This is a genomic window from Dehalococcoidia bacterium (assembly GCA_021295915.1).
GTDB lineage: Bacteria > Chloroflexota > Dehalococcoidia > Lucifugimonadales > UBA1123 > VXRN01.
The window spans coordinates 4,336-15,114 of the sequence record JAGWBK010000053.1; the positions used below are offsets into that span (position 1 = coordinate 4,336).

11 protein-coding genes are annotated in these 10,779 nt (G+C 59.5%); 6 read left to right on the top strand and 5 right to left on the bottom strand.

Translation table 11 applies throughout. From position 1 onward, the window contains the following. Positions 1 to 282 precede the first annotated feature (282 nt). The 3 genes from J4G14_13330 to J4G14_13340 all read left to right on the top strand — a co-directional run bounded on the left by J4G14_13330 (position 283) and on the right by J4G14_13340 (position 2,269). Positions 283 to 480 carry a hypothetical protein gene (locus J4G14_13330; protein MCE2458772.1) on the top strand — a complete coding sequence of 66 codons (198 nt, stop codon included), beginning with the start codon at positions 283 to 285 and terminating at the stop codon, positions 478 to 480. A 204-nt stretch (positions 481 to 684) separates the two neighbouring features. Further along, positions 685 to 1,218, top strand: a complete 534-nt coding sequence (locus J4G14_13335; protein MCE2458773.1) for a cysteine hydrolase — start codon at positions 685 to 687, stop codon at positions 1,216 to 1,218. A gap of 25 nt (positions 1,219 to 1,243) precedes the next feature. Beyond that, entirely contained in the window at positions 1,244 to 2,269 is a 1,026-nt protein-coding gene (locus tag J4G14_13340; GenBank protein MCE2458774.1) for a nicotinate phosphoribosyltransferase, read from the top strand. Between the two features lie 2 nt (positions 2,270 to 2,271). Here the strand turns inward: J4G14_13340 and tilS are convergent, their stop codons facing one another. The 5 genes from tilS to recA all read right to left on the bottom strand — a co-directional run bounded on the left by tilS (position 2,272) and on the right by recA (position 7,499). Then, positions 2,272 to 3,690, bottom strand: a complete 1,419-nt coding sequence (tilS, locus tag J4G14_13345) for a tRNA lysidine(34) synthetase TilS (GenBank protein ID MCE2458775.1) — start codon at positions 3,688 to 3,690, stop codon at positions 2,272 to 2,274. A gap of 115 nt (positions 3,691 to 3,805) precedes the next feature. Continuing rightward, the gene (locus tag J4G14_13350; protein ID MCE2458776.1) at positions 3,806 to 4,417 is read right to left on the bottom strand and encodes a histidine phosphatase family protein; all 612 of its coding nucleotides are present in this window, start codon (positions 4,415 to 4,417) and stop codon (positions 3,806 to 3,808) included. Further along, positions 4,389 to 5,702, bottom strand: coding sequence for an HlyC/CorC family transporter (locus J4G14_13355; protein ID MCE2458777.1), 1,314 nt, complete (start codon positions 5,700 to 5,702; stop codon positions 4,389 to 4,391). Before J4G14_13355 ends, J4G14_13350 begins: the two co-directional genes overlap by 29 nt. Positions 5,703 to 5,897: 195 nt before the next feature. After that, positions 5,898 to 6,389 (bottom strand): regulatory protein RecX, encoded by a 492-nt coding sequence (locus J4G14_13360; GenBank protein ID MCE2458778.1) that lies wholly within the window; start codon positions 6,387 to 6,389, stop codon positions 5,898 to 5,900. Positions 6,390 to 6,443: 54 nt separating this feature from the next. Next, the gene (gene recA / locus J4G14_13365) at positions 6,444 to 7,499 is read right to left on the bottom strand and encodes a recombinase RecA (GenBank protein MCE2458779.1); all 1,056 of its coding nucleotides are present in this window, start codon (positions 7,497 to 7,499) and stop codon (positions 6,444 to 6,446) included. A gap of 341 nt (positions 7,500 to 7,840) precedes the next feature. On the opposite strand from recA, the gene proB reads away from it, so the two are divergent. The 3 genes from proB to J4G14_13380 are packed head-to-tail and all read left to right on the top strand — an operon-like array spanning position 7,841 to position 10,704. Next, complete coding sequence (gene proB / locus J4G14_13370; protein ID MCE2458780.1) at positions 7,841 to 9,016, top strand: glutamate 5-kinase; 1,176 nt, start codon at positions 7,841 to 7,843, stop codon at positions 9,014 to 9,016. 26 nt (positions 9,017 to 9,042) lie between these two features. After that, entirely contained in the window at positions 9,043 to 10,326 is a 1,284-nt protein-coding gene (locus J4G14_13375) for a glutamate-5-semialdehyde dehydrogenase (GenBank protein ID MCE2458781.1), read from the top strand. 51 nt (positions 10,327 to 10,377) lie between these two features. Continuing rightward, complete coding sequence (locus J4G14_13380) at positions 10,378 to 10,704, top strand: hypothetical protein (protein ID MCE2458782.1); 327 nt, start codon at positions 10,378 to 10,380, stop codon at positions 10,702 to 10,704. Positions 10,705 to 10,779: the final 75 nt, after the last annotated feature.

Consider the following 10,779-nt stretch of genomic DNA (forward strand, 5'->3'; position numbering starts at 1 on the left):
TCGACTTCCCGCACGGCAAGAAGGACGAGTGGCTCTTCCTCCAGTTCAAGGAGAAGATCCAGGAGAACAACTTCAAGGCCTCCTCTGAGGACGTGACGGACTTCGTGACCGAACTCCAGGAGATTCTGGAAGGCGGCGAGACCACGCGAGGCGACGAGTAGGCTAGCCTACTAGCCAGTTCGCACTGACTTAGCACACTGAAAGCGCAAACGGGGTCAGATCCTGTTTAGGAACTGGCCCCGTTTGGTCTGTCGCAATACCCCTTATTCGACGAGGTAACCAATGCCCGCCTTCAGAAAAGAACACATCGACGCCCTCTTCGGTGAAATAGAGGACAACTACAAGGATAGGCCTGAGCGCGAGCAGCTCCACCGCGACGCTCACCTGGCAATTGCCCTTCATGACGCAGGCCGAGACATCCCGGACGAAATCGACGACCGGGTCGTGGGCCTGTTAGAAAAGCACAAGCCTTCCGACTAACCTCCTATCTCCGTTTTCAGGAGACTCGGAAGCGCCTTCATCTACACGATGGACACTTAGCGCTCCTCGCTATCGCGGACAACCGGCATCGTCCTGTGCCCCTCGGCATTCGATCTTGCGCGATCAACACCGCCACGTTAACATTCTGACCGACGGGCGGGCGCTTAATGCCCCGCATAGTTATACTGTGATGAGGGGCGCATCATGAGCAATGTGGTACTTGTCGTCGACATGGTCGTCGGCTTCATGGAGCAGGGCCATAACCTGTACTGCGGCGACGAGGCGAGAGGGATCATACCCAGCATCCAGGAACTGATCGAACGCGAGCAGGCCGCCGGCGCAGAGGTAATATTCATCTGCGACACCCACGACCCGGACGACCTCGAGTTCCAGATGTTCCCCGTGCACTGCGTCCGTGGAACAGAGGAAGCTGAAGTCATCTCCGAGCTTCGAGACTACGACGGCTCCATTTTGCGTAAGCGCCGGTACAGCGCCTTCTTTGAGACAGACCTGGAGCAGCGACTCGCAGATCTAAACCCCGAGAAGATCATCATCTGCGGCGTGTGCACCGACATCTGCGTGATGCACACTACCTCCGACGCCAGAAACCGCGACTACGTCGTGGAAGTGCCCACCGACTGCGTGGCCAGCTTCGATCCAGAAGCCCACGCCTACGCATTGACACATATGGAGAGGATTCTCGGCGCCAGGCTGGTCAGTCCCGCCTCTACGGGATAGTTCCGGTCCGGACCGGACACAATAGATGGTAAACATCAACACGACCTCCACGCCTTTCGAGATTCGTCCTTCAGTACGCGTCGGCGAGACTGCTGACGTTTACCTGCAACGCACTCTCACCATTCTCAGGAACGAGAATGTAAACCCGACCGTCACCATGGAGATGTTCCCTGCGCGCGACGGGATACTCTGCGGCATCGACGAGGTGCTGATGTTGCTGGAGGAGGTACTGCCCGATACCGGAGTCGAGGTGTGGTCCCTCGAGGAAGGCGAGCACATCTACGAGGGCGAGGTCGTGCTCCGCGTGAGGGCGCCGTACAGTTCATTTGGCCTGTACGAGACCTCGATCTGCGGCACTCTTGCTTCCTGCACGGCTTGGGCAACAGCCGCCCGTGAGTGCGTGGACGCCGCCGGCGGGGCTGTGGACGGCATTCCGGTTGTGGCAATGTCCGCCCGACACGTCCATCCAAACATCGCCGCAAACATAGACTACTCAGCCGTCAGAGGCGGCTGTACTTCCTGCTCGACGATAATGGGCGCCCGAATGGCCGGGGTCACCCCCGAGGGCGATATGCCACACGCACTCCCGCTGCTTCTTGGAGACTCGGTGAGGGCAATACGTTCATTCGACCGCTACCTGCCCCAGGGCGTACCCAGGGTTGCGCTCGTGGATACGTTCAAGGATGAGGCCGAAGAGGCGCTCAACGTCGCCCAGGCGCTTAGAGACCGTCTCCGGGGAATCCGACTTGATACGCCTGCCGAGCGTGGCGGCGTGTCGATAGAGCTCGTGAAGGAAGTTCGCGCCAGGCTGGACCAGGCTGGGCTTAGACACGTCGAGATCGTCGTTAGCGGCGGATTCACCCCGGACCGCATCAGGGACTTCGTCTCTGCGTCCACGCCGGTCGACCGCTTTATCGTCGGTTCGTATATTTCAGACGCCGCCCCGAACAACTTCACCGCAGACATCCATGAGATAGACGGCAGACCAATCGCCAAACGCGGCCGCATCCCGGGTGTGACCGCGAACCCACGCCTGGACCGCAAGATCTAGCTTCAGGAGAGACCCGCTATCTCTGAGGCCGCTGGCCTCGCATTGTCGTAAGTGCACCTGATTTCGACAACCCTGCGCGTGTCATCCGTGATCTTCGCCCAGTCCGCTATCCTCCATCCGACGATCCACGCCACTTCCCCCGAAGCATTCGTAATGATAGGAAGCCTGTCTCTCCAACGCGCGGGAACGTGAGCGTCCTTCATGAAGTCAGACAGGCTCTTCTCCGAGTTCATGCCAAGTGGACGGAAGACATCGCCCGGCCGTCGCGTTCGAACGAGAAGTTCGTGCCCCAAGGCGTCAGCGTCAAACCTCTCTACCAGCTTGAGCCCGATTCTGTCAGGGGGATTTGAGACGATCTCTGCACCGTCCACTATCTGCGCCGATGCTGTCCAACCTCCTGACGCCATGTCGCCGGGAACATTGAGCTTGGTTGGATATTGATCCACCTCTGGCAGCAAATTTGCTTGCTCAAGCTCTGCGCTTAGGTACGCCCAGTCGTGGTCGACCTCAAGTGTCACCAGCCCGGGCAGACGGGTCTTCTTGCCCGCTGGACCAGCCATAAGGCGTGTCATCTCCTCGATGTGAGCGAACTCCAGATCAGACGCATTGCCAGCAACTGACTCAACAGCCCGTCTCAACAGATGCCTCTGCATGGCCGGGTGCAAGTCCCCGAACTCCGAACGGTCAAGCGTCACGCCCGAGGGGCCGCGTGTGAGAACGTCAGAGGTTGCCCTGTCTACAGCCTGCGCTATGAAGTCGATGTCATGCGAGACTGACTCGGCCAATCTGCCAAGCGAGACCGAAATTGCGGGGTTGTAAGACCTCATGTGTGGCAGCAGGTCCAGCCTGATCCGGTTGCGCGTCATGTCTTCAGACAGGTTCGACTCATCCAGTCGGGGCGACAGTCCGTTTTCGGAGCAGTACGCGACCATGTCCGCCTTCGGGACCTTGAGCAACGGTCTGAATACAGTAAAGGGAACGCCATCAATGGACCTTGTGTAAACGGGGGTCATCGCCCTGAGTCCCGCAAGACCGCTTCCCCTGATGAGGTGCATGAGCACGGTCTCAGCCTGATCGTCCAGGTTATGTCCAACCGCAACAGCGTCTGCATCAACCTGCTCTGACACGCGAGCGAGGAACTTGTACCTTACCTGCCTGGCAGCATCCTCGACTGACAGGCGGTTCTCTCTCCTGAATCGGCTGACGTCGGACTTCTCTGAGAACAGGGGGACTCGCAGCTCGTCCATGGCCTCACTGACGAATTCGGCATCGGCCGCCGATTCAGTGGGGCGAAGACCGTGATCAAGGTGAGCGGCGTAGAGACGAATGCCAAGAGTGTCACGGAGTTGAGCGAGTGCATGGACCAGCGCAAGCGAGTCGGGTCCGCCGGAGACGGCAGCCAGTATCTTCGATCCGGTCATCGCGTGCCCCCGAACCGCCCGGCGCAATTCAGATAGAACTCTGCGACTGGCAGGCCCGGGGTCTCTGGCGTGGCTGTCGCTCCTCACTCCTCGCACCCGCTCCTCGACGATGGCTCTAGTTCAATCTGCGCAGGTGCCCGGTCTCATTGACCGACACCTGCACGGTGCGCTCCGAACTCACACTGAGCCGGGTGATTGAACCAAGGTCTACCCTCAGCCTGCGGAAGTTGTTCGGGGGCATGCCGAGCGCGGCGCACAAGACCATTTGGATTGTGAAGTTGTGAGTTACTGCCACGACCTTACCGTCAGCGTGGACGTCAGCCAGTGCTGTCACAGTCTTCCACGCGCGTTCCCTGACCATCGCGAGGCTTTCACCGCCAGGCATAACGGTCCGGTAGGCATCGTCATCCCAAGACTGCATCACTTCAGGATATCGTTCCCTGAGTTGACGCCCGGTCAGTCCTTCGAACTCGCCGACATCCATCTCGATCAGGCCATGCTCGATGACGCATTCGATGCTCGTCCGGCTGACTATGGCATCAGCCGTCTGGACTGCCCGTCTGAGCGGGCTGGCGTACAGCGCAAACGGTTTCTCCTCTTCCAGCACTCTTGCTGCGGCTGCAGCCTGTTCGAACCCACGTACATTAAGTGGGATCTCACTGACGCCCTGGATTTTGCCGAGCCTGTTTGTCTCGGTCTCACCGTGTCTGACGAGAATCAGATCCACTCTCTGCCTCTCCCGAAGCCGTCGCAGGCTTGGTAACGCTGATTTCCTCGATCTTCAGGTCCTGCATCTCCAGTATCTCAAACTTCAGGTCACCGAACTCGAACTGGTCTCCCTCATCAGGTATTTGGCCAAGGACGTCGAGCACGAATCCCGCCAGGGTCTCGTACTCCCCATCCGGAAGCTCGATCCCGATTTCCTGGTTGACTTCCTCGATGTCCATTCCACCCTCGACGTGGAAGGTGTACTCGTCGATAGCCTTGTACTCGTCCTCGGGCGATTCGCCCTCCTCACCGACAGGTCCAACAACTACCTCGAGCAGCCTCTTGAGAGTTACCACACCGGCCACGCCTCCGAATTCGTCGATAATCAACGCCATCTGATTGCCTGTGGCTCGTAACTCATCGAACAGCTCGGAAATGCGCTTGGTCTCAGGCACGAAGTAGGCATCCCTGATCGCGTCCGTCACCACATCGTCAACTCCCAGACCCTTCTGAGAAATGTGGCGCATCACGTCCTTCAGGGAGATCACTCCCACCACGTTGTCAGGCGACTCACGGAACACCGGGAATCTCGTATGAGAGTTCTGCGAGTAGGTATTCAGGAATTCGCGCAGCGTGCTGCCATGCTGGACCGCAACCATCTCAGTCCTGGGGGTCATCACCTCCCTGACCTGCCTGTCCCCAAACTGGAACACATTCTCCAGCATGACGGCCTCAGCCGTCTCGAACTCGCCCTCCGCCTCCCCTATGTCGATCAGAGTGCGAAACTCGCCTTCAGTAATCACAGGCTGGTCACTCGAACCTCCCAGCAGCGAGTTGACTCCCCGAGAAATCCACTGAAGAAGTATGACGAAAGGCCACAGCAGATACTCCGTCCACTTGAGGGGATACGAGTAGAGGAACGAAACCCGCTCGGCCTTTCGCACTGCCACTGATTTCGGAATGATCTCGCCGAGAATGACGAGCACCGTCGTGCTGAACACGGTAGCAGCCGCCAGGGCAATCTCCTCGTTGCCCTCGCCCGCATAGGCGATGAAAGTGACCGTTACCAGCGCAGCCAGGGCCGTGTTAACGATATTGTTTCCCAGGAGAATCGTCGCCAGGAGCCTCTCAGGATTGCCGATCATGTCTGCGACCCTTTTGGCGCCGGGCACCCCCTCGCTCACAAGGTGGGCAATCCTCGTTCGCTGTACCGACAGAAACGCCGCCTCCGAGCTTGAGAAGAACCCTGACAGTACCAGGAACACTCCAACAAGAACGAGATATAAGAACCCTTCATCCTGCATGACTGCAATCCCCTAATTGCTAGACGGTCACACCGATCGTTCACAGGCGGCCCGCGCGTGGCAAGCCTTCATGACATCAGTGGACTCTAAAGATACATACAGAGGCCTGATTCAGAAAGGTCTGTGTGATGGCGAACGGGCTAAATAGCAAAGTTGGGGTCGCGAGAGGGTCGGTTGACCGGCATGGCAGGCCGGTTATTCGTCTGGCAGCTGACCGTCAGCCTCACTGCGTTCCTGCCACAGTTCCGCAATGGCCTTGCGCGCAACAGACCCGCTGTATCCACGACGTTGCAGGTGCTGCCAGAGTCTGCGATGAAACTTCTGGTAGTCATTCCCGACAAGGCGCCGGGCAAACTTCGCAGCGGCCACTCGGGCCGTCTCCTCGTCGTCCAGATCAAGTACCGCTGCATCCGCCACTGACCTGGAGACCCCTTTGGCTGTCAACTCCCTGACCAGCGCGCGGGCACTGCGTGGGCTGTTTCGCGTTCGGCTGCCCGACCACAAATGTGCGAAGGCCTCGTCATCGACGAGGCACTGCTCCTTGAGATAGTCGACCGCCCTGTCGACAACATCTTCCTCAAAGCGTTCTGCGAGCGTGTCGCGCAGCTCATGCTCGGTACGCTGGCGGTACGAGATTAGATTGAGCGCTCGCCCCAGCGCCTTTCGCAGAGGCTTGTCGTCATACATGGCGATTTGTGGGCCGGCGGCCGAGATAACGACCGCCGGAACTTGAACCTGTCCCTACTCCTGCTCGTTGCTGACCAGCACCACGAGATCGCTGCCGTCTCCGCCGCCATTTACGCTGACTTCAGGGACGGACTGCCCTGTAATCAACGCCTCCAGGCGGCCGGCCATCTCGGGGTCCTCTTTGAGGAACTGCTTGCAGTTCTCCCTGCCCTGGCCCAGCCTGATGTCACCGAACGAGTAGAACGAACCGCTCTTCTTGAGGAAGCCCTTCTCGGTCCCGAGCTCCAGCAGTTCGCCCTCCTTGCTGATCCCCTCGTTGAACATGATGTCGATCTCAGCAGTCTTGAACGGAGGGGCGACCTTGTTTTTGACGACCCGTACCCGCACCCGGTTGCCGACGAAGTCGCTGGACTGCTTGATCGACTCGATGCGCCGGAGGTCCAACCTGACGGAGCTGTAGAACTTGAGCGCCCTGCCGCCCGGGGTCGTCTCAGGACTGCCCCATATCACTCCGACCTTCTCGCGTATCTGGTTGATGAATATGACAGCGGTGTCGGACCGGCTGATGGCCGAGGTCAGCTTGCGCAGCGCCTGCGACATCAGCCGCGCCTGGAGACCGACATGTGTGTCGCCCATGTCTCCGTCTATCTCGGCCTTGGGGACCAGGGCCGCGACGCTGTCCACGACGATCACGTCCACGGCGCTGCTGCGTACAAGGTACTCACAGATCTCCAGCGCCTGTTCGGCACTGTCGGGCTGTGATAGAAGAAGGTCATCCAGATTGACCCCACACCGCCCGGAGTATCCAGGATCGAGCGCGTGTTCCGCGTCTATGTAGGCCGCGGTCCCGCCCAGTTTCTGCGCCTCAGCCATGATGTGATACGACAGGGTGGACTTCCCGGAAGACTCCGCACCGTAGATCTCGGTGACTCTACCTCGGGGCACTCCGCCCACACCCAGGGCCTCGTCCAGCACGAGGGACCCGGTCGAGATGGCTTCGATCTGCACACCGCCACTGTCCTCACCCAACCTCATGACAGTACCCTTGCCGAAGTGCCTGTCGATCTGTCCGATCGCTACTTCAAGTGCCTCGCGCTTCTTCTTGTCCATCTATGACCTCTCCGTATTGTCCTGGCGGGCTCTCCGCCCCAACTCGTGCTAGTTTCAGTGTGATGCAACGAGCATATCACAGCATCTCTGCCTTGTAAATACATTTGTTCTAATATTCTGGCGGAATTATTCACTTGCGCCGAGCTTCCTTCCAGAAGCTGTTTCACTACACCTGGATTGCCGAGCGGCCCTCCGCGGCCGGAGGGTTCCGGGCTTCGCGGGAGCGACGGAGAAGACGCCTCGGAACAGGCTTCCGCTATCTTCTTCCTTCCGGCGTCTGTGCCGCCCCGTGCTACAATTAGTCGTCTTCCCACATCTATCAGTAAGGCCCCGTTCCCAGCATGACCGGACAGAACAGCAACCGGAGCCGTCCGTACAGCCGCGTAGTCGTCAAGGCCGGTACGGCCCTGATCACCAGCGGCTCGGACGAGCTGGACATGGCCATCATGACTGACCTGGTCGCGCAGATCGCCCTGCTCCGGCAGAGCGGATGCCAGATGCTGCTCGTCTCCTCAGGAGCCGTGGCTGCGGGCAGGCACGCCATAGGCAGTTCTAACGGACACAGCAGCCTCAACATGAGGCAGCTCCTGGCGGCCATCGGACAGAGCCGCGTGATGAGCGCATACGAGCGCCTCTTCGGTCAACATGGAGTGCACGTGGCCCAGGCCCTGCTGACAGGCAGAGACATCAACGATCGCGAGGGCTACCTCAACATACGCAACACCCTGCTGGGGCTGTTGGACCTTGGAGTCGTGCCCATAATCAACGAGAACGACGTGGTGGCCGTTGACGAATTGAGCGGTGAGATGTTCGGCGACAACGACATGCTTTCCGCAATGGTCGCAAATATCGTCGACGCCGACCTGCTCATTATGCTCGGCCGTGTCGAAGGGCTCTTCACGGCCGACCCCAACCTTGATCCCACTGCTCGGCCCATTCCCGTAGTTTCGTCGTTCACAGAAGAGATCGAAGCCCTCGGCGGCCCTTCAGCAGACGGGCGCGGCCGAGGAGGTATGACGACCAAACTGGAGGCCGCCAAGCTGGCAACCGCGTCGGGCGTGGACTCAATTGTCGCCGGTGGAAGGCAGCCGGGCATCATTCAGCGACTTGTACGCGGTGAGTCTCTCGGCACATTCTTCCCGACCAACGCGACACGAATGGAGAGCCGCAAGCGATACCTTCTCAGCCAGATGCACGAGTCCGACGCCGTCGTCGTGGACGATGGCGCCGCGCGGGCCCTGCTGCATCGAAACAGCTCTCTATTGGCAGCGGGCGTCGTGGATTCCCTGGGCGACTTCGACCGGGGCGCCGTGGTCATGGTGCTTGACACCGAGAGTCACCAGATCGCCTGCGGGATTGCAAACTACAGTTCCCGAGACATCAAAAGCATAAAGCGGTTGAGATCGAACCGGATAGAGCCGACACTGGGGCACTACTTCGGCGACGAGGTGCTGCACAGAGACAACATCGTGCTTCTGAATCAGACCGCCAACGTGGAGACTGCGGGCTCCGGCTAGCCGGGCTCGCCAACTGGAGTTGACCGATGCAGACCACAGTCGATGAGCTCATAACCAAGGGCAAGACGGCACGAATCGCCGCCCGCCAGCTTGCGAAGGTCGGCGGCGGCGTCAGGACACTGGCGCTTCTGAACATAGCTGACCGTCTCGAGTCCAGTCGCGACAAGATACTAGAGGCGAACGCGCTCGACCTGGAGAACGGCGAGACTAAAGGCCTTGAGCCTTACTATCTCGATCGCATGATGCTTGATCCCGACAGGCTTACCGCCATCGCTGACGACGTGCGAAGCGTGGCCGCTCTACCTGACCCCGTCGGCGAGACTATCGAAATGAAGACCATGGCAAACGGCCTGAACGTCGGCCGGCGGCGAGTGCCCCTTGGAGTCGTGGGCGTCATCTACGAGAGCAGGCCAAACGTCACGGCAGACATCTCGTCGCTGTGTCTCAAGTCAGGCAACGCCGTCATACTCAGGGGCGGCAGCGACACTATCAACTCCAACACGGCCATGGCCGAGGTCATTCGCGAGGCCATCGCCGACGCAGGGGCACCAGCGGATGCAGTGCAGTTGTTCAAGTCCACCGACCGGGAGCTGGTGGGCAGAATGCTGAGCGCAGACGAATACATAGACCTGCTGATTCCCAGGGGAGGTCAGGACCTCATCAACCGTGTGGCCAGCGAGGCCACAATGCCGGCCATTACCGGAGGAGTGGGAGTCTGCCACACATACGTCGACCGCGAGGCCGACATCGACATGGCTGTCGACATAGTCTTCAACGCCAAAGTGCAGCGGTACTCGGTATGCAACGCCATGGATACTGTGATCGTGCACTCTGCAGCAGCCCCCGCGTTCCTGCCTATCATGTCTCACAGATTCGCTGAGGCTGGGGTGGAGATGCGCTGCGATCTGCGCGCGCTCAGCCTGGTTGGCCCAACCAACGGCGTCGAATCCCCGAAGGTGAAGCCCGCAACAGACGACGACTGGACCACCGAGTTCCTCGACCTGATCGCCGGAGTCAAGATAGTTGACTCGCTCGACGAGGCGCTTGAGCATATCGAGACCTACGGGTCTGGCCACTCCGACGCGATCGTCACTGAGGACTACTCAGCGGCCATGCGCTTCATGGACGAGGTCGACTCCAGCGCGGTGTTCGTCAACTGCTCAACCCGATTCAACGACGGCGGCCAGTTCGGGCTCGGCGCAGAGGTTGCCATCAGCACCAGCAAGTTCCACGCTCGCGGCCCCATGGGTCTGCGCGAGCTTACATCCTACAAGTGGACGGTTCTTGGCTCCGGCCAGATCCGCTCCTGAATTTACTCTTACGAACAACTGCCCTCTCTCCCTCAGTGGGAGGGGGCTGGGATGAGGGTCATGGCCCGATACGACTTCCAGAGAGAGACCCGCACGCCATTCTCGGAGTGCTACATAATCATGCAGGACGAAAACGCCATCGGCAGGCTGGACATGCACTTCGCAGACCCTGTCGTCCACGCTACCCTCAACATTGAAGAGGTCGTGACCAGCGAAGGTGTGCAGGACATCATCGACGACATCGAAGCTGAACTGCTGGACGCCGTTGGCATACACCGCCAGGAGATCATCATCCACGTACACCAGGGCAGAGATCTTGGCGTCTACAGCACGAGCGACTTCGAAGGCACCAATGGCGGGGGCATAAGGTTCAACTAAGAGGGTGTCTGAGAAGTGTTAGGATCGGGTCATTATGAAGCGTAAACCGTATCCGACAGACCTGACCGACGCAGA